General features: G+C 61.6%; 35 protein-coding genes. 34 read left to right on the top strand and 1 reads right to left on the bottom strand.

Annotation, left to right across the window (positions count from 1 at the left end):
* The first annotated feature begins 52 nt into the window (after positions 1-52).
* From tuf to rplQ, 28 genes are all read left to right on the top strand, one after another.
* The gene (gene tuf, locus NKH49_RS29320; RefSeq protein WP_352614181.1) at positions 53-1228 is read left to right on the top strand and encodes an elongation factor Tu; all 1176 of its coding nucleotides are present in this window, start codon (positions 53-55) and stop codon (positions 1226-1228) included.
* A gap of 63 nt (positions 1229-1291) precedes the next feature.
* Entirely contained in the window at positions 1292-1600 is a 309-nt protein-coding gene (rpsJ, locus tag NKH49_RS29325; RefSeq protein WP_006205468.1) for a 30S ribosomal protein S10, read from the top strand.
* A gap of 96 nt (positions 1601-1696) precedes the next feature.
* Positions 1697-2425, top strand: coding sequence for a 50S ribosomal protein L3 (gene rplC, locus NKH49_RS29330; protein WP_352451050.1), 729 nt, complete (start codon positions 1697-1699; stop codon positions 2423-2425).
* Positions 2425-3045 (top strand): 50S ribosomal protein L4, encoded by a 621-nt coding sequence (gene rplD / locus NKH49_RS29335; protein ID WP_023675140.1) that lies wholly within the window; start codon positions 2425-2427, stop codon positions 3043-3045. The genes rplC and rplD overlap by 1 nt, the downstream gene beginning before the upstream one ends.
* Positions 3042-3335, top strand: a complete 294-nt coding sequence (locus tag NKH49_RS29340) for a 50S ribosomal protein L23 (protein ID WP_023675139.1) — start codon at positions 3042-3044, stop codon at positions 3333-3335. The genes rplD and NKH49_RS29340 overlap by 4 nt, the downstream gene beginning before the upstream one ends.
* A gap of 22 nt (positions 3336-3357) precedes the next feature.
* Positions 3358-4191, top strand: a complete 834-nt coding sequence (gene rplB, locus NKH49_RS29345) for a 50S ribosomal protein L2 (protein ID WP_023675138.1) — start codon at positions 3358-3360, stop codon at positions 4189-4191.
* Positions 4192-4207: 16 nt separating this feature from the next.
* Positions 4208-4486 carry a 30S ribosomal protein S19 gene (gene rpsS / locus NKH49_RS29350; RefSeq protein WP_006205463.1) on the top strand — a complete coding sequence of 93 codons (279 nt, stop codon included), beginning with the start codon at positions 4208-4210 and terminating at the stop codon, positions 4484-4486.
* Between the two features lie 2 nt (positions 4487-4488).
* Positions 4489-4878 carry a 50S ribosomal protein L22 gene (rplV, locus tag NKH49_RS29355; RefSeq protein WP_006205462.1) on the top strand — a complete coding sequence of 130 codons (390 nt, stop codon included), beginning with the start codon at positions 4489-4491 and terminating at the stop codon, positions 4876-4878.
* Positions 4878-5603, top strand: a complete 726-nt coding sequence (gene rpsC, locus NKH49_RS29360) for a 30S ribosomal protein S3 (RefSeq protein WP_023675137.1) — start codon at positions 4878-4880, stop codon at positions 5601-5603. Before rplV ends, rpsC begins: the two co-directional genes overlap by 1 nt.
* Positions 5604-5630: 27 nt before the next feature.
* Positions 5631-6044, top strand: coding sequence for a 50S ribosomal protein L16 (gene rplP, locus NKH49_RS29365; RefSeq protein WP_006205460.1), 414 nt, complete (start codon positions 5631-5633; stop codon positions 6042-6044).
* Between the two features lie 13 nt (positions 6045-6057).
* Complete coding sequence (rpmC, locus tag NKH49_RS29370) at positions 6058-6258, top strand: 50S ribosomal protein L29 (RefSeq protein ID WP_006205459.1); 201 nt, start codon at positions 6058-6060, stop codon at positions 6256-6258.
* A gap of 11 nt (positions 6259-6269) precedes the next feature.
* On the top strand, positions 6270-6509 hold the full coding sequence (gene rpsQ / locus NKH49_RS29375) for a 30S ribosomal protein S17 (protein ID WP_023675136.1): 240 nt from the start codon (positions 6270-6272) through the stop codon (positions 6507-6509).
* Positions 6510-6591: 82 nt separating this feature from the next.
* Positions 6592-6960: a 50S ribosomal protein L14 gene (gene rplN, locus NKH49_RS29380; protein WP_006205457.1), complete on the top strand. Its 369-nt coding sequence runs from the start codon at positions 6592-6594 to the stop codon at positions 6958-6960.
* A 12-nt stretch (positions 6961-6972) separates the two neighbouring features.
* A complete protein-coding gene (rplX, locus tag NKH49_RS29385) occupies positions 6973-7287 on the top strand; it encodes a 50S ribosomal protein L24 (protein ID WP_254817150.1) in 315 nt (104 codons plus the stop codon).
* On the top strand, positions 7280-7858 hold the full coding sequence (gene rplE, locus NKH49_RS29390) for a 50S ribosomal protein L5 (RefSeq protein WP_008875670.1): 579 nt from the start codon (positions 7280-7282) through the stop codon (positions 7856-7858). The genes rplX and rplE overlap by 8 nt, the downstream gene beginning before the upstream one ends.
* A gap of 27 nt (positions 7859-7885) precedes the next feature.
* Positions 7886-8191, top strand: a complete 306-nt coding sequence (gene rpsN, locus NKH49_RS29395) for a 30S ribosomal protein S14 (protein WP_352451046.1) — start codon at positions 7886-7888, stop codon at positions 8189-8191.
* 12 nt (positions 8192-8203) lie between these two features.
* A complete protein-coding gene (rpsH, locus tag NKH49_RS29400; RefSeq protein ID WP_006205453.1) occupies positions 8204-8602 on the top strand; it encodes a 30S ribosomal protein S8 in 399 nt (132 codons plus the stop codon).
* Between the two features lie 89 nt (positions 8603-8691).
* On the top strand, positions 8692-9225 hold the full coding sequence (gene rplF, locus NKH49_RS29405) for a 50S ribosomal protein L6 (RefSeq protein WP_023675133.1): 534 nt from the start codon (positions 8692-8694) through the stop codon (positions 9223-9225).
* A gap of 85 nt (positions 9226-9310) precedes the next feature.
* Positions 9311-9670, top strand: a complete 360-nt coding sequence (rplR, locus tag NKH49_RS29410; protein WP_023675132.1) for a 50S ribosomal protein L18 — start codon at positions 9311-9313, stop codon at positions 9668-9670.
* A gap of 83 nt (positions 9671-9753) precedes the next feature.
* On the top strand, positions 9754-10317 hold the full coding sequence (gene rpsE / locus NKH49_RS29415; RefSeq protein WP_006333394.1) for a 30S ribosomal protein S5: 564 nt from the start codon (positions 9754-9756) through the stop codon (positions 10315-10317).
* Between the two features lie 24 nt (positions 10318-10341).
* Positions 10342-10539, top strand: coding sequence for a 50S ribosomal protein L30 (rpmD, locus tag NKH49_RS29420; RefSeq protein ID WP_006205449.1), 198 nt, complete (start codon positions 10342-10344; stop codon positions 10537-10539).
* A gap of 22 nt (positions 10540-10561) precedes the next feature.
* Positions 10562-11035, top strand: coding sequence for a 50S ribosomal protein L15 (gene rplO / locus NKH49_RS29425; protein WP_352929052.1), 474 nt, complete (start codon positions 10562-10564; stop codon positions 11033-11035).
* A 191-nt stretch (positions 11036-11226) separates the two neighbouring features.
* A complete protein-coding gene (gene secY, locus NKH49_RS29430; protein ID WP_352471807.1) occupies positions 11227-12567 on the top strand; it encodes a preprotein translocase subunit SecY in 1341 nt (446 codons plus the stop codon).
* On the top strand, positions 12564-13175 hold the full coding sequence (locus NKH49_RS29435) for an adenylate kinase (protein ID WP_352614179.1): 612 nt from the start codon (positions 12564-12566) through the stop codon (positions 13173-13175). Before secY ends, NKH49_RS29435 begins: the two co-directional genes overlap by 4 nt.
* Positions 13176-13373: 198 nt before the next feature.
* Positions 13374-13742 (top strand): 30S ribosomal protein S13, encoded by a 369-nt coding sequence (gene rpsM, locus NKH49_RS29440; protein ID WP_006205445.1) that lies wholly within the window; start codon positions 13374-13376, stop codon positions 13740-13742.
* Between the two features lie 139 nt (positions 13743-13881).
* The gene (rpsK, locus tag NKH49_RS29445; RefSeq protein WP_006205444.1) at positions 13882-14271 is read left to right on the top strand and encodes a 30S ribosomal protein S11; all 390 of its coding nucleotides are present in this window, start codon (positions 13882-13884) and stop codon (positions 14269-14271) included.
* A 104-nt stretch (positions 14272-14375) separates the two neighbouring features.
* Positions 14376-15386 carry a DNA-directed RNA polymerase subunit alpha gene (locus NKH49_RS29450; RefSeq protein WP_023675128.1) on the top strand — a complete coding sequence of 337 codons (1011 nt, stop codon included), beginning with the start codon at positions 14376-14378 and terminating at the stop codon, positions 15384-15386.
* Positions 15387-15502: 116 nt separating this feature from the next.
* Positions 15503-15934, top strand: coding sequence for a 50S ribosomal protein L17 (gene rplQ / locus NKH49_RS29455; protein ID WP_023675127.1), 432 nt, complete (start codon positions 15503-15505; stop codon positions 15932-15934).
* Positions 15935-16000: 66 nt separating this feature from the next.
* Here the strand turns inward: rplQ and NKH49_RS29460 are convergent, their stop codons facing one another.
* On the bottom strand, positions 16001-16627 hold the full coding sequence (locus tag NKH49_RS29460; protein WP_352614178.1) for a hypothetical protein: 627 nt from the start codon (positions 16625-16627) through the stop codon (positions 16001-16003).
* A 134-nt stretch (positions 16628-16761) separates the two neighbouring features.
* On the opposite strand from NKH49_RS29460, the gene NKH49_RS29465 reads away from it, so the two are divergent.
* The 6 genes from NKH49_RS29465 to NKH49_RS29490 all read left to right on the top strand — a co-directional run bounded on the left by NKH49_RS29465 (position 16762) and on the right by NKH49_RS29490 (position 21802).
* On the top strand, positions 16762-18249 hold the full coding sequence (locus NKH49_RS29465; RefSeq protein WP_352614177.1) for a DegQ family serine endoprotease: 1488 nt from the start codon (positions 16762-16764) through the stop codon (positions 18247-18249).
* Positions 18250-18292: 43 nt separating this feature from the next.
* Positions 18293-19603 (top strand): replication-associated recombination protein A, encoded by a 1311-nt coding sequence (locus NKH49_RS29470; protein WP_352502953.1) that lies wholly within the window; start codon positions 18293-18295, stop codon positions 19601-19603.
* A 136-nt stretch (positions 19604-19739) separates the two neighbouring features.
* A complete protein-coding gene (locus NKH49_RS29475) occupies positions 19740-20570 on the top strand; it encodes an aspartyl/asparaginyl beta-hydroxylase domain-containing protein (RefSeq protein ID WP_352614176.1) in 831 nt (276 codons plus the stop codon).
* Positions 20571-20601: 31 nt separating this feature from the next.
* A complete protein-coding gene (gene crcB / locus NKH49_RS29480) occupies positions 20602-20970 on the top strand; it encodes a fluoride efflux transporter CrcB (RefSeq protein WP_352929055.1) in 369 nt (122 codons plus the stop codon).
* Between the two features lie 125 nt (positions 20971-21095).
* Entirely contained in the window at positions 21096-21467 is a 372-nt protein-coding gene (locus NKH49_RS29485) for a CrcB family protein (RefSeq protein WP_352451039.1), read from the top strand.
* Positions 21464-21802 (top strand): DUF190 domain-containing protein, encoded by a 339-nt coding sequence (locus NKH49_RS29490; RefSeq protein WP_352541989.1) that lies wholly within the window; start codon positions 21464-21466, stop codon positions 21800-21802. The genes NKH49_RS29485 and NKH49_RS29490 overlap by 4 nt, the downstream gene beginning before the upstream one ends.
* The last annotated feature ends 32 nt before the right edge of the window (positions 21803-21834 follow it).

Here is a 21834-nt window from a genome sequence, read left to right on the forward strand (position 1 = left end):
ATCAGTAACTTAATTCAAGGCCCGCACGGGCTGGCAGGAATGGAGAGATCACATGGCAAAAGGTAAATTCGAGCGCACTAAGCCTCATGTGAACATTGGCACGATTGGTCACGTCGACCATGGCAAGACGTCGCTGACGGCGGCGATCACCAAGTATTTTGGCGAATACAAGCGCTACGACCAGATCGACGCTGCGCCCGAAGAGAAGGCGCGCGGCATCACCATTTCGACGGCGCACGTCGAATACGAGACCGCCAACCGCCACTATGCCCATGTCGACTGCCCCGGCCACGCCGACTATGTGAAGAACATGATCACCGGTGCCGCGCAGATGGACGGCGCGATCCTGGTGGTGTCGGCCGCCGACGGCCCGATGCCGCAGACCCGCGAGCACATCCTTTTGGCCCGCCAGGTCGGCGTGCCCTCGATCGTGGTGTTCTTGAACAAGGTCGACCAGGTCGACGACGCCGAGCTGCTCGAGCTGGTCGAGCTCGAGGTGCGTGAGCTTTTGACCAAGAACGAGTTCCCCGGCGACGACATTCCGATCGTCAAGGGTTCGGCGCTTGCCGCCCTTGAAGACAGCGACAAGAAGATTGGCGAGGACGCCATCCGCGAATTGATGGCTGCGGTCGATGCCTACATCCCGACGCCGGTGCGTCCGCTCGACAAGCCGTTCCTGATGCCGATCGAGGACGTGTTCTCGATCTCGGGCCGTGGCACGGTGGTGACCGGCCGCGTCGAGCGCGGCGTCGTCAAGGTCGGCGAGGAGCTGGAGATCGTCGGCATCCGTCCGACCACCAAGACGACCTGCACGGGCGTCGAGATGTTCCGCAAGCTGCTCGACCAGGGCCAGGCCGGCGACAACATCGGCGCGCTACTGCGCGGTGTCGACCGTGAAGGCGTCGAGCGCGGCCAGGTCCTGGCCAAGCCCGGCACCGTCAAGCCGCACAAGAAGTTCGTTGCCGAAGCCTACATCCTGACCAAGGACGAGGGCGGCCGCCACACGCCGTTCTTCACCAACTACCGTCCGCAGTTCTATTTCCGCACGACGGACGTGACCGGCATCGTGTCGCTGCCGGAAGGCACCGAGATGGTGATGCCGGGCGACAACATCACCGTCGATGTCGAGCTGATCGTGCCGATCGCCATGGAAGAGAAGCTGCGCTTCGCCATCCGTGAAGGCGGCCGCACCGTCGGTGCCGGCATCGTCGTCACCATCACAGAGTAATTTGGACTTAAACCGATCTGTCGCGGGCGCTGCCCGCGCCGCGCCAGAACAAGGAAGTGACGCATGAACGGACAGAATATCCGCATCCGCCTGAAGGCGTTTGATCACCGGGTGCTCGACGCCTCGACACGGGAAATCGTGTCGACCGCCAAGCGCACCGGCGCCAACGTCCGCGGCCCCATTCCGCTGCCGACGCGGATCGAAAAGTTCACGGTCAACCGGTCGCCTCACGTCGACAAGAAGAGCCGCGAGCAGTTCGAGATGCGCACGCACAAGCGTCTGCTCGACATCGTCGACCCGACCCCGCAGACGGTCGATGCTTTGATGAAGCTCGACCTGGCCGCCGGTGTCGACGTCGAGATCAAGCTCTAAGGAACCAGAGGTCAGCGGGGCGACCCGGAACTCTGAAGGAACAAGAGGCGTGGAGGGGCGACAGCCCCGACAGGGAACTCTAAAGGAATTGAACCGATGCGTTCAGGTGTGATTGCAAAGAAGGTGGGAATGACCCGCATCTACAACGATGCCGGGGAACATGTTCCCGTCACTGTTCTCCAGATGGAGAACTGCCAGGTCGTGGCGCAGCGCACGCAGGAGAAGAACGGCTATACCGCCGTCCAGCTCGGCGTTGGCCTTGCCAAAGTGAAGAACACGTCGAAGGCGATGCGCGGCCATTTCGCGACCGCTTCCGTCGAGCCCAAGGCCAAGGTTGCCGAGTTTCGCGTCTCTGCCGACAACATGATCGATGTTGGCGCCGAGATCACTGTCGAGCACTTCGTCGTCGGCCAGAAGGTCGATGTGACGGGCACCACGATCGGCAAGGGCTTCCAGGGCGTCATCAAGCGGCACCACATGGGTGGCGGCCGCGCAACACACGGCAACTCGGTGTCGCACCGTACACACGGCTCGACCGGCCAGCGCCAGGATCCGGGCAAGGTGTTCAAGGGCAAGCATATGGCCGGCCACATGGGCGACACCCGCGTCACCACGCAGAATGTCGAGGTCGTCTCGACCGACGCCGATCGCGGCCTGATCCTGATCCGCGGTGCGGTCCCGGGTTCGAAGGGTGCATGGATCCTGGTCCGCGACGCGGCCAAGGTGGCGCTTCCGGCCAATGCGCCGAAGCCCGCTGCGATCCGCGCCCTTGCGACTGACGGTGCCGCCACGAACGAGGCCCCGGCCACAGAGGGAGCGGAATAATGGACCTCAAGATTACAACGCTTGGCGGCAAGGACGCCGGCAAGCTGAAGCTCTCCGAAGAGATTTTCGGCCTCGATCCGCGCGAGGACATCCTGCAGCGCGTCGTGCGCTGGCAGCTTGCCAAGAAGCAGCAGGGCACGCACAAGGCCAAGGGTCGCGCGGAAATCGCCCGCACCGGCGCCAAGATGTACAAGCAGAAGGGTACGGGCCGCGCCCGTCACCATTCGGCTCGCGCTCCGCAGTTCCGCGGCGGCGGCAAGGCCCACGGCCCGGTCGTGCGCAGCCACGAGCACGATCTGCCTAAGAAGGTGCGTGCGCTCGGCCTGAAGCATGCCCTCTCGGCCAAGGCCAAGAGCGCGTCGATCATCATCATCGACGAGCTGAAGCTGACCGAGGCCAAGACCAAGGCGCTGATCGCGAATTTCGCGACGCTGGGCCTGAGCAACGCCCTGGTGATCGGCGGCGCCGAGCTTGACAAGAACTTCAAGCTGGCGGCGACCAACATCCCGAACATCGACGTGCTGCCCATCCAGGGCATCAACGTCTACGACATTCTGCGCCGCGGCACGCTGGTCCTTTCCAAGGCCGCCGTCGAGGCTCTCGAGGAGCGCTTCAAATGACCGACCTTCGTCATTACGACGTGATCGTCTCGCCGGCGATCACTGAAAAGTCGACCATGGCTTCCGAGCAGAACCAGGTCGTCTTCAATGTCGCCAAGAAGGCGTCGAAGCCGGAAATCAAGGCCGCCGTCGAAGCGCTGTTCGGCGTCAAGGTGATGGCCGTGAACACGCTTGTCCGCAAGGGCAAGATCAAGCGCTTCCGCGGCACGATCGGCCGCCAGAGCGACGTCAAGAAGGCGGTTGTGACGCTGGCCGAAGGCCAGTCGATCGACGTCGCGACGGGTCTCTGAGCAAGGTCGCGAGGACAGAACAATGGCACTGAAAAAATTCAACCCGGTAACGCCGAGCACCCGTCAGCTGGTCATCGTCGATCGCTCGGGCCTCTACAAGGGCAAGCCCGTCAAGGGTCTGACCGAGGGCCTGACCAAGTCGGGCGGCCGCAACAATTACGGCCGCATCACAGCCCGCTTCATCGGCGGCGGTCACAAGCGCACCTACCGCATTATCGACTTCAAGCGCCGCAAGTTCGACGTCGTCGGCACGGTCGAGCGTATCGAGTACGATCCGAACCGCACCGCCTTCATCGCGCTGATCAAGTATGACGATGGCGAGCTGTCCTACATCATCGCCCCGCAGCGTCTGGCTCCCGGCGACAAGATCGTGGCCGGTGAATCGGTCGACGTGAAGCCGGGCAACGCGATGCCGCTGGCCTCGATGCCGGTCGGCACGATCGTCCACAATATCGAGCTGAAGCCCGGCAAGGGCGCTCAGGTCGCCCGTTCGGCCGGCGGTTATGGCCAGCTCGTCGGCCGCGACCAGGGCATGGCGATCCTGCGCCTCAATTCGGGCGAGCAGCGTGTCGTCCACGGCTCCTGCATGGCCACTGTCGGCGCCGTGTCCAACCCGGACCACGGCAACATCAATGACGGCAAGGCAGGCCGCACCGTGTGGCGCGGCAAACGTCCGCACAATCGCGGCGTGACCATGAACCCGGTCGACCATCCGCATGGCGGCGGCGAAGGCCGCACCTCGGGTGGCCGCCATCCGGTTTCGCCCTGGGGCAAGCCGACCAAGGGCAAGAAGACGCGGTCCAACAAGGCGACCGACAAGTTCATCCTGCGCTCGCGCCATCAGCGCAAGAGCTAAGAAGAGGTAACGCCAAGTGACTCGTTCGATTTGGAAAGGCCCCTTCATCGACGGCTACCTTCTGAAGAAGGTGGACAAGGTTCGTGAAGGTGGTCGCAATGAGGTGATCAAGATGTGGAGCCGCCGCTCCACCATCCTGCCGCAGTTCGTCGGCTTCACCTTCGGTGTCTACAACGGCCAGAAGCACGTTCCCGTCTCGGTGAACGAGGACATGGTCGGTCACAAGTTCGGTGAATTCGCTCCGACCCGGACCTATTACGGTCACGGCGCGGATAAGAAGGCGAAGAGGAAATAATCATGGGCAAGGCCAAAGCTCCGCGCAGGCTTGCTGACAACGAAGCGCGCGCCGTGTTGCGCACGATCCGTATCAGCCCGCAGAAGCTGAACCTGGTTGCCGCGCTGATCCGCGGCAAGAAGGTCGCGACAGCGCTTTCCGACCTCGAATTCTCGGCCAAGCGGATTTCCGGCACGGTCAAGAAGACGCTGGAATCGGCGATCGCCAACGCGGAAAACAACCACGACCTCGACGTCGATGCGCTGATCGTGGCGGAAGCCTATGTCGGCAAGTCGATCGTCATGAAGCGGTTCCATGCCCGTGGCCGTGGGCGCGCCAGCCGTATCGAGAAGCCGTTCTCGCACCTCACGATCGTCGTTCGTGAAGTCGAAGAAAAAGGGGAGGCCGCATAATGGGCCAGAAAGTCAATCCGATCGGTCTGCGTCTCGGCATCAACCGCACCTGGGATTCGCGCTGGTTCGCGAACACCGGCGAGTACGGCAAGCTGCTGCACGAGGACATCAAGATCCGCAAATATCTTGAGAAGGAACTCAAGCAGGCTGCGATCTCGAAAGTCGTGATCGAGCGTCCGCACAAGAAGTGCCGCGTCACCATCCATGCGGCGCGTCCGGGCCTGATCATCGGCAAGAAGGGCGCCGACATCGAGAAGCTTCGCAAGAAGCTGATGGAGATGACCAAGTCCGAGACGCATCTGAACATCGTCGAAGTGCGCAAGCCGGAGATCGACGCGACCTTGGTCGCCCAGTCGATCGCCCAGCAGCTCGAGCGCCGCATCGCGTTCCGCCGCGCCATGAAGCGTGCCGTGCAGTCGGCGATGCGCCTCGGTGCCGAAGGCATCCGCATCAACTGCGCCGGCCGTCTCGGCGGCGCCGAGATCGCGCGCATGGAATGGTATCGCGAAGGCCGCGTGCCGCTGCATACGCTGCGTGCCGACGTCGACTACGGCACGGCCGAGGCGAATACGGCCTACGGCATCTGCGGCGTCAAGGTCTGGGTGTTCAAGGGCGAAATCCTCGAGCACGACCCGATGGCTTCGGAGCGCCGCGCCACCGAGGGCGATCATGCGCATGGCGGTGGTGGTGAGCGCGAACGCGGTCGCCGTCGCGAAAACGCGTAAGACATTTAGGAATTTGGAGTTAGAACGATGCTGCAGCCAAAGCGCACAAAGTTCCGCAAGCAGTTCAAGGGCCGCATCCACGGTACCGCCAAGGGCGGCACCAACCTGGATTTCGGTGGTTTCGGACTGAAGGCGCTTGAGCCGAACCGCGTCACCGCGCGTGAGATCGAGGCGGCCCGCCGCGCGATCACCCGCGAGATGAAGCGTGCCGGCCGCGTGTGGATCCGTATCTTCCCGGACGTGCCGGTGACGTCGAAGCCGACCGAAGTCCGTATGGGTAAGGGCAAGGGCGCGGTCGACTACTGGGCGGCACGCGTCAAGCCCGGCCGCATCATGTTCGAGATCGACGGCGTCAACGAGGAAACCGCCCGTGAGGCGCTGCGTCTCGGCGCGGCCAAGCTCTCGGTCAGGACGCGCTTCGTACAGCGCATCGCAGAATAAGGACGGGCTGATCATGAAAGCCGAAGACATCCGGACCAAGACCCAGGACCAGCTGACCGACGACCTGGCCAGCCTGAAGAAGGAGCAGTTCAACCTGCGCTTTCAGAAGGCCACCGGCCAGCTTGAGAAGACCGCGCGCGTGAGGCAGGTCCGCAAGGACATTGCGCGTATCAAGACCATCGCTGCGGAAAAGTCCGCGGCCAAGAAGGCTTAAGGACGAAAACCATGCCAAAGCGCATTCTGCAGGGCACCGTCGTCAGCGACAAGAACGAGAAGACGGTTGTCGTCAAGGTCGAACGGCGCTTCACGCATCCCGTGATGAAGAAGACCGTGCGCATGACCAAGAAGTACAAGGCGCACGACGAGAACAACGCCCACAAGGTCGGCGATCAGGTGTTCATCCAGGAATCGAAGCCGATTTCCAAGGACAAGCGCTGGGTCGTGGTGTCTTCGGACCAGGCCTGATCAGGGCCAACGAAACGAATTTTGGACAGACCGGGGAGGGGTGAGAAACCCGTCCCGTTAGAAAAGAAGAAGGCGGCCAGTCATGATTCAGATGCAAACAAACCTCGACGTCGCGGATAATTCCGGCGCCCGTCGTGTCATGTGCATCAAGGTGCTGGGCGGCTCGAAGCGGAAATACGCTTCCGTGGGCGACATCATCGTGGTGTCGATCAAGGAAGCCATCCCGCGCGGCCGCGTCAAGAAGGGCGATGTGATGAAGGCGGTCGTGGTTCGCACGGCCAAGGACATCCGCCGCCCGGACGGCAGCGTGATCCGTTTCGACAAGAACGCAGCCGTTCTCGTCGACAACAAGAAAGAGCCGATCGGCACGCGTATCTTCGGACCGGTTCCGCGCGAACTCCGCGCCAAGAACCACATGAAGATCATCTCGCTCGCGCCTGAAGTGCTGTAAGGAGCCGGACCAATGCAGAAGATTAGAAAAGGCGACAAGGTCGTCGTGCTGGCCGGCAAGGACAAGGGCCGTTCGGGCGAAGTCCTCTCGGTACAGCCGAAGGACGACACCGCGCTGGTGCGCGGCGTCAACCTGATCCGTCGTCACCAGAAGCAGTCCCAGTCCCAAGAGGGCGGGATCATCACCAAGGAAGCGCCGATCCAGCTGTCGAACATCGCGCTGGCCGACCCCAAGGATGGCAAGCCGACCCGGGTCGGCTTCATCTTCCAGAAGGACGGCAAGAAGGTGCGCGTCGCCAAGCGCTCGGGAGAAGTCATCAATGGCTAAGGCTCAAACCAAGCAGGCAACTGCCCAGAACACGCCGCGCCTCAAGCAGGTCTACAACGAGACCATCCGCAAGGCGCTGCAGGAGCAGTTCGGCTACGAGAACGAGATGCAGGTTCCGCGCATCGACAAGATCGTGCTGAACATGGGCGTCGGCGAGGCGACCGGCGATTCGAAGAAGCCTTCGATCGCGGCGGAAGACCTTGCGATGATCGCCGGCCAGAAGGCCGTCGTCACCCGCGCCCGCAACTCGATCGCCGGCTTCAAGGTCCGCGAGAAGATGCCGATCGGCGCCAAGGTCACGCTGCGCAAGGAACGCATGTACGAGTTCCTCGACCGCCTCGTGAACATCGCACTGCCGCGCGTCCGCGACTTCCGCGGACTTAATCCGAAGAGCTTCGATGGCCGTGGCAACTATGCCATGGGCATCAAGGAACACATCGTGTTTCCGGAGATCAACTACGACAAGGTTGATCAGATCTGGGGCATGGACGTCATCGTTTGTACGACTGCGAAGACGGACGACGAAGCCAGGGCATTGCTCAAGGCCTTCAACTTCCCCTTCCGCCAGTAACGGCAGCGAGAAAAGGAAAAATCTGAAATGGCAAAGACCAGCTCAGTCGAGAAGAACAACAGGCGCCGCAAGCTTGCGGACCAGTTCGCTGCCAAGCGCGAGGTGCTCAAGGCGATCATCATGGATCAGTCCAAGCCGATGGAAGAGCGCTTCCGCGCCCAGCTGAAGCTTTCGGCGCTGCCGCGCAACTCGGCCAAGACCCGCATCCGCAACCGCTGCGAAGTCACCGGACGTCCGCGTGCCTATTATCGCAAGCTCAAAGTATCGCGTATCGCGCTTCGTGATCTCGGCAATAACGGCCAGATCCCGGGCCTGGTCAAGTCGAGCTGGTAAGGAGGACATAACATGTCATTGAGCGATCCTCTCGGCGATATGCTGACCCGCATCCGCAACGCGTATGGCCGCAAGAAGTCGAGCGTTTCGACGCCGGCCTCGCGCCTGCGTACCCGCGTCCTCGACGTGCTGAAGGCGGAAGGCTATATCCGCGACTACAGCCAGACCGACTTCGACAACGGCAAGTCCGAAATCGAGATCGAGCTGAAGTATTTCGATGGTGCGCCGGTGGTGCGCGAAATCGCTCGGGTCTCGAAGCCCGGCCGCCGCGTCTACGTTTCGGCCAAGTCGATACCGCACGTCGCCAACGGCCTCGGCATCGCCATCCTTTCGACGCCGAAGGGCGTGATGGCCGACCACGAAGCGCGTGAACAGAATGTCGGCGGGGAAATCCTCTGCCAGATCTTCTGATCTGGTATGTGACCCGGTTGGAAACAGGTTTTCGGGATCTAGTCCCGAAAGCCGAGACCTGAAACAAGAGAAGTGACGAGGACAACAAAATGTCTCGTATTGGAAAGAAACCCGTTTCGCTGCCGCAGGGCGTGACCGCGACCGTCAACGGCCAGACCGTGACGGCGAAGGGTCCGAAGGGCGAGCTGAAGTTCGTGGTGAACGACGAAGTGCTGGTCAAGATGGAAGGCAGCGAGATCGCTGTCCAGCCGCGCGACCAGACCAAGACTGCCCGTTCCAAGTGGGGCATGTCGCGCACGCAGATCGTCAACATCCTGCAGGGCGTCAAGGACGGCTTCGAAAAGAAGCTCGAGATCACCGGCGTCGGCTATCGTGCCGCCATGCAGGGCAAGAACCTGCAGCTGGCGCTCGGCTTCAGCCATGACGTCGTCTACGAGACGCCGCAGGGCGTGACGATTTCGGTGCCGAAGCCGACGGAAATCACGGTGACCGGCATCGATAAGCAGCAGGTCGGCCAGGTTGCCGCCGAGATCCGCGAGTATCGCAGCCCCGAGCCCTACAAGGGCAAGGGTGTCCGCTATGCCGGCGAGAAGATCGTCCGCAAGGAAGGCAAGAAGAAGTAATTTTAACGCCGCGGGGAGCGGTCGCGGGAGGCTCGTCCTACCGCATATGGTTGCCCCCGTTTTTTGAAGGCAAGGAACTGATATCATGGGCTCGAAAGAATCCACCCAACGCCGCGCCCAGCGCGTCCGCCGCCAGATCAAGAAGGTTGCCGGCGATCGTCCGCGCTTGTCGGTCCATCGCACGTCGAAGAACATCTATGTCCAGGTGATCGACGACGCCAAGGGCCACACGATCGCGGCTGCTTCGACGCTCGAGAAGGAGCTCAAGGGTTCGCTCAAGACCGGCGCCGACACGGCGGCGGCCGCTGCCATCGGCAAGCTGATCGCCGAGCGTGCCTCGAAGGCCGGCGTCAAGGAAGTCGTCTTCGACCGCGGCGCCTACATCTACCACGGCCGTGTCAAGGCGCTTGCCGAGGCTGCCCGTGAAGGTGGTCTGAGCTTCTAAAAACGAAATTCGCCCCCGGCGACCCACAGAGGCGCCGGATATCATCATCAACCGTGCTTCCGGAAAAAAACAAGGAACAGGATATGGCACAGGAACGTAGGGATGGCGGCCGCGGCCGTGATCGCGAAGAGCGCGACGACGGCATGGTCGACAAGCTCGTCCACATCAACCGTGTCGCCAAAGTCGTCAAGGGCGGCCGGCGCTTCGGCTTTGCGGCACTTGTTGTCGTCGGCGACCAGAAGGGCCGCGTCGGCTTCGGCCACGGCAAGGCGCGCGAAGTGCCGGAGGCGATCCGCAAGGCGACCGAATCGGCCAAGCGCGACATGATCTTCGTGCCGCTGCGCTCAGGCCGCACGCTGCACCACGACGTCGAGGGACGCTGGGGTGCGGGACGCGTTCTGCTGCGCGCCGCCAAGCAAGGTACCGGCATCATCGCCGGCGGCCCGATGCGCGCCGTTTTCGAGACGCTCGGCATGCATGACGTGGTCGCCAAGTCGATGGGTTCTTCGAACCCCTACAACATGGTTCGTGCCACTTTCGACGCGCTGAAGAGCCAGATGCATCCGAAGGATGTCGCTGCAGCGCGCGGCATCAAGTATTCGACCCTTCAGGCCCGCCGCGGCACCGCCGTTGCGGCTGAAGAATAGTCGACGCTGACCAGGGATTTGACCATGGCCAAGAAAGCAACCAAGACCATCACCGTCGAGCAGATCGGTTCGCCGATCCGCCGGCCGAAGGAGCAGCGCGCAACGCTGGTCGGCCTCGGCCTCAACAAGATGCACAAGCAGCGCACGCTGGAGGATACGCCCTCGGTGCGCGGCATGATCGCTGCCGTCCAGCATCTCGTCCGCGTCGTGGACGAGGGCTGAACCAGAGCGCAGGAGAACCCAGATGAAACTCAATGATCTGCGTGACAAGGACGGCGCGACGCACTCCAAGAAGCGTCTCGGCCGTGGCATCGGCTCCGGTTCGGGCAAGACCGCCGGTCGCGGCGTCAAGGGCCAGAAGGCGCGCTCCGGCGTCGCCGTCAACGGCTTCGAGGGTGGCCAGATGCCGCTCTACCGCCGCCTGCCGAAGCGCGGCTTCAACAATATCTTCGCCAAGAGCTTCACCGTCGTGTCGCTGGCCCGCATCCAGGCGGCGCTCGATGCCAAGAAGCTCGACGCCAAGACAGTTGTAACGGCCGAGGCGCTGGTTGCGGCTGGCGTCATCCGTCGCGTCAAGGACGGCGTGCGCATCCTTTCAGACGGCGACATCAAGGCCAAGCTTGTCTTCGACGTAGCCGGAGCCTCCAAGGCCGCGATCGAGAAGATCGAAAAGGCCGGCGGCTCGGTGAAGCTGCCTGAGAAGGCAGCCGCCGAGTAACGGCAATTTGAAGCACGGCCGGCAAAGGTGGAATTCGGTTTTGCCTGCGGTCGTGCTTTGATCCGACAGATGTGACGGCCGCATCAACGCGGCCGCTTGCATGTTTGCAGTCCGGAGCTTATCTCGTGAGTTTCGGTGACACGCGCCGCCTGAGCTGCGGGCATCGAGCGTGACCAAGCGGAGAATCAGGCATGGCTTCGGCTGCTGAACAACTAGCCTCGAATCTGAATTTTTCGGCCTTCGCCAAGGCCGAGGATCTGAAGAAGCGCATCTGGTTCACCATCGGCGCGCTGCTCGTCTACCGTCTTGGCACCTATATCCCGCTGCCCGGCATCAATCCGGACGCGTTTGCCCACGCCTTCTCGTCGCAGAGCAAGGGCGTGCTTGGCATGTTCAATATGTTTGCAGGCGGTGCCGTGCAGCGCATGGCGATCTTTGCCCTCGGCATCATGCCCTATATCTCCGCCTCCATCATCATGCAGCTGATGACCTCGGTCATTCCGTCGCTGGAAGCGCTGAAGAAGGAAGGCGAGCAGGGCCGCAAGATTATCAACCAGTATACGCGCTACGGGACCGTGCTTCTGGCGTTGGTCCAGGCCTACGGCATTTCGGTCGGGCTCGAGGGCGGAAACGGCATCGTCAACGATCCCGGCATCTTTTTCCGCATCTCGACCGTCGTCACGCTGGTCGGCGGCACCATGTTCCTGATGTGGCTCGGCGAGCAGATCACCGCCCGCGGCATCGGCAACGGCATTTCGCTGATCATCTTCTCCGGCATTGTCGCCGGCCTGCCGCGCGCCATCTCCGGTACCTTGGAGCTAGGCCGCACCGGAGCGCTGTCGACCGGCCTGATCCTGGCGATCATCGTGCTCGCCATTATCGTTATCGGCCTGATCGTCTTTTTCGAGCGCGCCCAGCGCCGCCTGCTGATTCAGTACCCCAAGCGCCAGGTCGGCAATCGCATGTTCCAGGGCGATACCTCGCATCTGCCGCTGAAGCTCAACACATCCGGCGTCATTCCGCCGATCTTCGCTTCGTCGCTATTGCTGCTGCCGGCGACCGTCGCCGGTTTCTCGCAGACGACGAACATGCCCGCTTGGGCCAGCACCATCCTGGCATCGCTCGGTCATGGCCAGCCGCTCTACATGGCCTTCTACGCGGCGATGATCGTGTTCTTCGCCTTCTTCTACACGGCGATCGTCTTCAACCCGAAGGACACCGCGGACCAATTGAAGAAGCATTCGGGCTTCATCCCGGGCTATCGCCCGGGCGAGCGCACCGCGGACTATATTGACTATGTGCTCACCCGCATCACCGTCGTCGGCGCCATCTATCTGGTGCTGGTGTGTCTGCTGCCCGAGTTCCTGATTTCAGCGACTGGCGTACCGTTCTACCTTGGTGGCACTTCGCTCCTGATCGTGGTCAGTGTAACGCTCGATACGGTGGCGCAGATTCAGGGTCACCTGATCGCGCACCAGTATGAGGGCCTGATCAAGAAGTCGAAGCTGCGCGGGGGGAAAAAGGCCAGATGAGGTTGATATTGCTTGGACCGCCGGGGGCGGGCAAGGGGACACAAGCACTGAGACTGGTAGAACGACACGGCATCCCACAGCTTTCCACGGGGGACATGCTGCGTGCTGCTGTCCAGGCCGGCACCGAAGTCGGCAAGCGCGCCAAAGCGGTGATGGACGCTGGCGAACTGGTGTCCGACGCTATCGTCAACGCCATCGTAGCCGAGCGCATCGATCAAGCTGATTGCGCAAACGGCTTCATCCTTGACGGGTATCCCCGAACTCTGGTGCAAGCGGACGCCGTTGAGGAAATGCTGTCGGATCGCGGACTGGAGCTAGATGCGGTCATCGAATTTGTCGTCAATGACAAGGCGCTGGTTGGCCGAATCGTCAAGCGCGCCGAAGAAGCCAAGGCCGCAGGCCTGCCGGTGCGCAAGGACGACAGTCCAGCGGTGTTCGAAGAACGCTTGAGGGAATATTACAAGAAAACCTCGCCGCTGATCGGCTACTACTACGCCAAGGGTAAACTCAGGGGCGTCGATGGCATGGCCGACATCGATGCGGTGACGCAGCAGATCGAGGCGGTGCTCAGGGCGACGACCCGGCGGGTTGGCCAGGCGGCCGGCTAGAGAATCGAACGATTGCGCTTGACTGGAGCGGTCCGCTGGGGTATGGCGGCCCGTCTTCCTATCAGGCATGAGGCTTGCTTGTCCGCAAGGGCAAGGCAGGCCGCTTTGAACTGGAAACTCCCGCAAGGGCCGGCCTCCACCGGACGCGGGGCAACTTGAAGCGCCGGCTCGCCCGGCCTATATGGAGAAGAGAAGAACATGGCTCGTATAGCCGGCGTCAACATTCCGACCAACAAGCGCGTTGTCATTGCGCTTCAATACATTCACGGCATTGGCAAGAAGTTCGCCCAGGAGATCGTCGACAAGGTCGGCATCCCGGCCGAGCGCCGCGTCAACCAACTGACCGACGCGGAAGTGCTGCAGATCCGCGAGACCATCGACCGCGACTACCAGGTCGAGGGCGACCTGCGCCGCGAAGTGTCGATGAACATCAAGCGGCTCATGGACCTCGGCTGCTACCGCGGCCTGCGTCACCGTCGCTCGCTGCCGGTTCGTGGCCAGCGCACGCACACCAATGCGCGCACCCGTAAGGGCCCGGCCAAGTCGATTGCCGGAAAGAAGAAGTAATTTAGGGCAGTAAGGGGGTAGGGCAGTAAGGCAATAGGGACGGCAGACATACTGCCCTACTGCCATATTCCCCCACTGCCTTCTCCCTGGTGGAGCCGCTGGCATTACGGCGGTGTAGAGATCAACTGAAAGGACTATCATGGCCAAGGAAGCCGCTCGTGTTCGCCGTCGCGAACGCAAGAATATCTCGTCGGGCGTTGCCCACGTCAATTCGACCTTCAACAACACGATGATCACCATCACCGACGCACAGGGCAATTCGATTGCCTGGTCGTCGGCCGGAGCCCAGGGCTTCAAGGGATCGCGCAAGTCGACCCCTTTCGCTGCCCAGATGGCTGCCGAAGATGTTGCCAAGAAGGCTCAGGAACACGGCATGCGCATGCTCGAGGTCGAGGTCTGTGGACCCGGCTCCGGTCGTGAATCGGCGTTGCGCGCACTGCAGGCAGCAGGGTTCACCATCACCTCGATCCGTGATGTGACGCCGATCCCGCACAACGGCTGCCGTCCGCGCAAGAAGCGCCGCGTCTAAAGAATTTACCGAACGCCGCGCGAGCGCCTCAAGGGCGCTCCTCCACGGCATTCCAGGTCGCCCGCCACGATTGGATGGTGGCGGGACAACGGAAGGAAAGCACTATGATCCAGAAAAATTGGCAAGAACTGATCAAGCCGAACAAGATCGAGTTCTCGTCGAAGAAGAAGACGCTGACCACGCTGGTCGCCGAGCCGCTCGAGCGCGGCTTCGGCCTCACCCTAGGCAACGCGCTGCGCCGCGTGCTTCTGTCTTCGCTGCGTGGCGCGGCTGTAACCGCCGTGCAGATCGACGGCGTTCTGCATGAATTCTCGTCCATCGCCGGCGTCCGCGAGGACGTGACCGACATCGTTTTGAACATCAAGGAAATCGCCATCCGCATGGAAGGCGACGGCCCCAAGCGCATGGTCGTCCGGAAGCAGGGACCGGGCGCGGTTCTCGCCGGCGACATCCAGACGGTCGGCGACGTCGAGATCCTCAATCCCGACCACGTCATCTGCACGTTGGACGAAGGCGCTGAAATCCGCATGGAATTCACCGTCGATACCGGCAAGGGCTATGTGCCGGCCGACCGTAACCGCGCCGAGGACGCGCCGATCGGGCTGATCCCCGTCGACAGCCTGTATTCGCCGGTCAAGAAGGTCTCGTACAAGGTCGAGAACACCCGCGAGGGCCAGGTTCTCGACTATGACAAGCTGACCATGACCATCGAGACCGACGGTTCGATTTCGGGCGAGGACGCGGTGGCCTTCGCCGCTCGCATCCTGCAGGACCAGCTCGGCCTGTTCGTCAATTTCGACGAGCCGCAGAAGGAAGTCGCTGCCGAACAGGTTACCGAGCTTGCCTTCAACCCGGCGCTGCTCAAGAAGGTCGACGAACTCGAGCTTTCGGTGCGTTCGGCCAACTGCCTGAAGAACGATAACATCGTCTATATCGGCGATCTGATACAGAAGACCGAAGCCGAGATGCTGCGCACCCCGAACTTCGGCCGCAAATCGCTGAACGAGATCAAGGAAGTCCTGGCGGCGATGGGCCTTCATCTCGGCATGGAAGTGCCGGACTGGCCGCCGGAAAACATCGAAGACCTCGCCAAGCGTTACGAAGATCAATATTAAGCATGATCCCGAACCGAAGGTCAGCGCAGCAAAAAGTTGCAGACTTTTCGGACAAGATCATGCGGCTAACCAACTGAGGCTCAGGCCTCTTGAAACCGCAATGAAGGAGAAGAGCCATGCGCCACGGATTTAAAGGCCGCCGGTTCGCCCGCAGCATAAGCCATCGCAAGTCGATGTTTGCCAACCTTGCCGTGTCGCTTATCGAGCACGAGCAGATCCTCACCACGCTGCCGAAGGCGAAGGATTTGCGTCCGATCGTCGAAAAGCTGGTGACGCTCGGCAAGCGCGGCGACCTGCACGCCCGCCGCCAGGTTATTGCCCAGATCGGCAATGAAGGCGTCGTCAAGCGCCTGTTCGATACCATCGCGCCGCGCTACGCGACCCGCAACGGCGGCTATCTGCGCATCATGAAGGCCGGCTTCCGCCACGGTGACAATGCCGCAATGGCGGTCATCGAATTCGTCGACCGCGACACCTCGGCCAAGGGCGCCGGCGACCGTGCCCGCATCGAGGCCGAAGGCACCGAAGAGGAAGCCGCAGCCGCATAAGGCTTGGTTTTTCCCGAGAGAGTTTAAGGGGCCCGAGGGCCCCCTTTTCGTTGATGTGGCGACCTCTTACCTCGCAACGTTGAGGTAGTCTCTTCCGCCTATTGACTTCCAATCAATCGCATTTGTTATCCTCTTGATTGCCGGAAATGAATAAGAATAAATGCTGTCGACCTCCGTTCGATGATCGATATCGCGTATCAATTGGGACACAGTCACGCCGTTCAGATATTTTTCGGCGTCCCGATCTTTGATAAAGTCAGTATCAACGCGGAAATAAATCTGAATGGGACCCGCGCAGATATTCAGGTCGATATCATTCATCGATGCGACGTAGAACACCATAGCCTCTTCTGGTGTCCACAGGCCCGCGTCCAGGAATTCCGATGGCTTTGTTCTGCTGTCGAACCCATCCATTGAAAGAGCAAATTCGTCTGTTATTCGTTTGCTCTTGCCGCGAATTTCATACACATGTTCGATCTGAAACCAATTCAGCACATGTGGCGGGTCTTTGTCGAACGAGGCCTCAAGCGTTCCGTAAAACCAGTACTCGGGCACCGCCTCCGCATACTCGGTCAGCCAGCCGTCCGGCGCACCGAACGCTTCGGCAATTTCGATCATTTTCATGCCTGGGACAACAGGGCCCAAAGTGCCGGTCTTCAAAAAATCACGGAATGACAGGAGCTGTTTTTTCATGAGGGTCGACAAGGCTTTCCGGTTGCGAGCTCACCTATAACTGCTTTGCCGCCCAAAATAATCGGATTTCAGCGGCTTAGCCTTTCATTTTGCACAATCGTCAGGACAATGGCGCCCGACTTGGAGGATTCGGAATGCGCGTTAAACGGCTGTCCCTTGTTCTGATCTGCGCCTTGATGGCGCTGGCCATCGTGCCGGCGGCCAGGCACGCGCTGGCGGAGGAGAACAAGCCAGACCCCGGTTTGTCCGACGTGCTGACGGATCTATTGCATGGCGTCGAAGGCGAAAACGCCACTTCCGGCCCCGACAAGCGCGTGCCGTTCGGCCGCGAGGAGGTGCAACTGTCCTTCGCGCCGCTGGTCAAGCAGACAGGGCCGGCCGTGGTCAATGTCTACGCCTCGCAAACCGCCAAGGTGACGTCGCCCTTCGACGGCGATCCGTTCTTCGAGGAGTTCTTCGGCCGTTCGCAGCCGCGCGCGCAGTCTTCGCTCGGTTCGGGGGTGCTGGTCGATCCCACCGGCGTCGTGGTCACCAATTTCCACGTCGTCAAGAACGCTGACCAGGTCAAGGTAGCGACCGCCGACGGGCGCGAATTCGACAGCAAGGTGCTGCTCAAGGATGAGACGCTCGACCTCGCCGTGCTCAAGATTTCTTCTGACAAGCCGTTCCCGGTGATCGCTATCGGCGATTCCGACGCGCTCGAGGTCGGTGATCTGGTGCTGGCGATCGGCAATCCGTTCGGTGTCGGCCAGACCACCACCAGCGGCATCATTTCGGCCGTGGCGCGCAGCCATATCGGCGTCTCCGATTCCAGCTTCTTCATCCAGACCGACGCCGCCATCAACCCCGGCAATTCCGGTGGCGCGCTGGTCAACATGGGAGGGCAGCTGATCGGCATCAACACGGCGATCTATAGCCGTAGCGGCGGCTCGATCGGCATCGGCTTTGCCATCCCTTCGAACATGGTCCGCGCTTTCGCCGATGCGGCCAAGGCCGGACTCGACTTCTTCGAGCGGCCGTATGCAGGTGCCGAGTTCGAGGCGGTGACGCCGCAGATTGCCGAATCGCTCGGCATTGACAAACCGACCGGTGCGCTGGTTTCTTCGGTCGAAGAGGCGGGACCCGCGGCCAAGGCAGGGCTCAAGCCTGGCGACGTGGTGCTGTCGCTCAACGGCAAGCCGGTCGAGAGCGTCGGGGCGCTGGACTACCGCATGGCGACGCTGTCGATTGGTACGAATGCCAGCTTCGGCGTTCTGAGCAAGGGTCAGCAGGCGACGATGGACATCGCGCTGGAACGGCCGCCTGAGGGCGCCAAAGCTGCGGAACTCACATTGCGCGGCCGCAGCCCGTTCTCCGGTGCCAAGGTTGCTGAACTGTCGCCACGGCTTGCCCAACGGCTCGGTCTGCGCACCGATGTCAAAGGCGTCACCGTGGTCGACATCAACCGCGATTCGCCTGCTGCCGATTTTGGCTTCCAGCCAGGCGACATCGTGCGTGAGGTCAATGGCCTGACGATCGACAAGGCGGCGACCCTGGAACAGGTAGCCCAGCAGGATACGCGCTGGTGGCGCTTTACCGTCGAGCGCGGCGGGCAGATACTGCGCCAGGTGTTGCGTTACTGAGCCCGACCGTCAGCATGATCGGACTCCAGGCAGAAGAAGTTGCATGGCCGATCTGTTCAGTGTCGACGAACCGGAAAAGACGCCGCCCGGCAGGCCGCTGGCGGACCGTCTGCGCCCGAAGAACCTTGGCGAGGTCGTCGGCCAGGAGCATCTGACCGGACCCGACGGCGCGCTGACGCGGCTGATCGGTTCCGGCTCGCTCGGCTCGATGATTTTCTGGGGCCCGCCCGGCACTGGCAAGACCACGGTCGCAAGGCTGCTTGCCGGCGAGACAAGCCTCGCCTTCGAACAGATATCGGCGGTGTTTTCCGGCGTTGCCGACCTGAAGAAAGTGTTCGAGGCAGCGAAGCTGCGCCGCTCGAACGGCCGCCAGACGCTGCTGTTCGTCGACGAGATCCATCGCTTCAACCGCGCCCAGCAGGACAGTTTTCTGCCCGTGATGGAAGACGGCACCGTCGTGCTGGTCGGCGCCACCACGGAGAATCCGTCCTTCGAGCTTAACGCCGCGCTTTTGTCGCGCGCGCGCGTGCTGGTCTTTCACTCACTCGGCGAGGACAGTATTGCCAAGCTGCTGGCGCGGGCCGAACAGGCAGAGGGCAGGCCGCTGCCGCTCGATGAAGACGCGCGGGCGATGCTCATCCGCATGAGCGACGGCGACGGCCGCGCGGCATTGACGCTCGCCGAAGAGGTCTGGCGCGCAGCGAAATCAAAGGAGGTGTTCGGCGCCGAAGCCCTGCAGCGCATCGTCCAGCGCCGCGCGCCGATCTACGACAAGGGACAGGACGGCCACTACAATTTGATCTCCGCCTTGCACAAATCGGTGCGCGGCTCCGACCCCGACGCGGCACTCTACTATCTGGCCCGCATGTTCGACGCCGGCGAAGATCCGCTTTATCTCGGGCGCCGGTTGGTGCGCATGGCGATGGAGGATATCGGGCTGGCCGACCCGCAGGCGCTCGTCGTCGCTAACGCCGCCAAGGACGCCTATGACTATCTGGGCTCGCCCGAGGGCGAACTGGCCTTCGCCGAGGCGACCGTCTATCTCGCCACCGCGCCGAAATCCAATGCAGTCTATACCGCGTTCAAGGCCGCCACACAGGCGGCGAAGGAATTCGGTTCGCTGCTGCCGCCCAAGCACATTCTCAATGCTCCGACCAAGCTGATGAAACAGGAAGATTACGGCGCCGGCTATCGCTACGACCACGACGAGCCCGACGCTTTTTCCGGCCAGGACTATTTTCCGGAGAAGATGGGAAGGCAGACATTCTACGACCCGCCCGAGCGCGGCTTCGAGCGCGATATCAGGAAGCGGCTGGATTATTGGGCGAAGCTGCGCAGCGAGCGGGAAAAGTAGCTGCCAGTCGCACACTGGTGTGATCGCCGTTGTCTGGCGGGATAAAAAACCCTATCAAGGTGCGCCTTCGGCCGGCGGACAGGCCAGAAACGTACCGACGATATTCAGAACGGAATCGCGCCTGGCGCGTGGAAAAATGACAAAAAGAACTCGCAAGACCCTCCGGAAGTTCGCCATAGCGATCCCGCTGCTGGCGCTCGGCTTCTATTTCATTCCCATCCTGACGACAATTTTCATTGTCCTCGGCCTGATCGACGTGTTGCGCAACGACAACAAGAACTGGGCCCTGTTCAGTGGTTATTTCCTCGGCAACGGCATCTTCACCTGGCTGCTTTCGCCCTTCAATCTGCTGGTCGATCTGCTGTGCTACAGAAACCGCGGTGTCTGGAAACTGGACCAGTTTCCTCCGGACTATCAGCGTGAGGTCAACGAGGTTCTCGACGTCTTCAAAGCGCGCAAGGACGAGATCATCGCCGATATCGACGCCAATTTCGGCAGCGGCCGGCGCGGCATGTATGTCTACCAGTGGTATGGCAAGCACAAAATCGACAACGTTGCCGAATTCAACAAGGATTTCAAATACATCAAGACCATCGCCGTGTCGGTGTTCAGGGGCAGGGAATCGACCTCCTGGCATTTCGGACCGCTGCGGCTCAGCCTGCGCATTCTCTACAATCTTCTCCCGGTGAAGGCCGAGGTTTTCGTCGAGTGCAACAACGCCAGGAACTACTGGCACGACAATCCGCTCTATATTTTCGACGACACGCTGCTGCACCGATCGGTCAACGAATATGATGGGCGCCGCTACTGCGTGTTCATGGACATCATCCGGCCATCGCCATTTCCCGGCCTGATCGCCGCTCTTCTCGCCATCGTTTCGGTCAGCGTCGAGCGCATCAATGCCATGTTCTACAAGAACTGGAAGATGATCGGCTCCAGCAAGCCGAAGAAGGCCGGAGCCGCCTGACACCGTGGTGTGACCGGCGCGAGGGAGCACGATGTATTATCTGTTGCTTGTCTGCCTTGGTGGCGCGATCGGTGCAATGGCCCGCTTCTTCCTGTCCGGCTTCGTCGCCCGCCGGGTCGGCGAGACCTTTCCCTGGGGCACTATGGCCGTCAATGTCTCGGGAGCGTTTGCAATCGGTGTCGTTGCGCATGCGGTGGCGCGCGACGGCATGCCCGCCATCTGGGCCTTTACCGTTACCGGCGGCCTCGGCTGCTATACCACGGTTTCTTCCTTCAGCCTGCAGACGCTGGCGCTGGCGCGCGAGGGCGAATGGCGGCGCGCCGGCGGAAATGTGCTGCTTTCGGTTTTTCTGAGCCTCGGCGGCGTGACGCTGGGCTTTGCCGCCGGAAGTCTGCGGTGAGCGGCCCGCGGAAGCTCCGCCACGACGGGACGGACACTACCGCGGCAGGGCATGCGGCGCGCCTCATTGGCCGTCGCAGAACCAACGAAACGGTTCGGCTCTATGCGACCGTGGCCGCAGGCAGCATGATCGGCGGTGTGTTGCGGGCGCTTGCCTCATCGACGAGCACTGCCCTGTGGGGCGCTGGATTTCCCTTCGGCACGCTCCTCGTCAATATTGTTGGCTCGTTCCTCATCGGCTTCTACGCGACATTGACGGGACCGGATGGTCGCGTCTTCGCCGGTCCGCTGCAACGTCAATTCTTCATGGCCGGCTTCTGCGGCGGCCTGACGACCTTCTCCGCTTTCAGCCTTGAAACACTCATCCTCGCGCAAGGCGGGAGGTTTGTGGCGGCGGGACTCAATATCGCGATCTCCGTGGTGGCCTGGCTTGCCGCCGTCTGGCTTGGCCACATCTTTGCAGTTCGGCTCAACCGGCTGAGAGGGTCCAGGCAATGAAGATACCAACACAGGCACAATTGCTGCGCATCTTTATCGGCGAAAACGACAGGGCAGATGGCCGTCCGCTGTATGAGGCTATTGTGCTGAGGGCCCGCGAAATGCAGATAGCCGGCGCGACCGTCCTGCGCGGCGCGATGGGGTTCGGCCATTCCAGCCGGCTTCACACCACGAAGATCCTCCGCCTATCGGAGGATCTGCCACTCGTCATTGAGATCGTCGATGACGAGGAAAAATTGGCCGCTTTCCTGCCCGTGCTTGAAACAATCATGACAAGTGGTTTGATTACGCTGGAGAAAGTTCAGGTTCTGCAATATGGAACCGACAACGAATAAGCGAGTGAGATTGCGGGTACCGGCGAATGCCG

This window comes from Mesorhizobium sp. M1088 (assembly GCF_040318575.1).
Classification (GTDB): Bacteria; Pseudomonadota; Alphaproteobacteria; order Rhizobiales; family Rhizobiaceae; genus Mesorhizobium.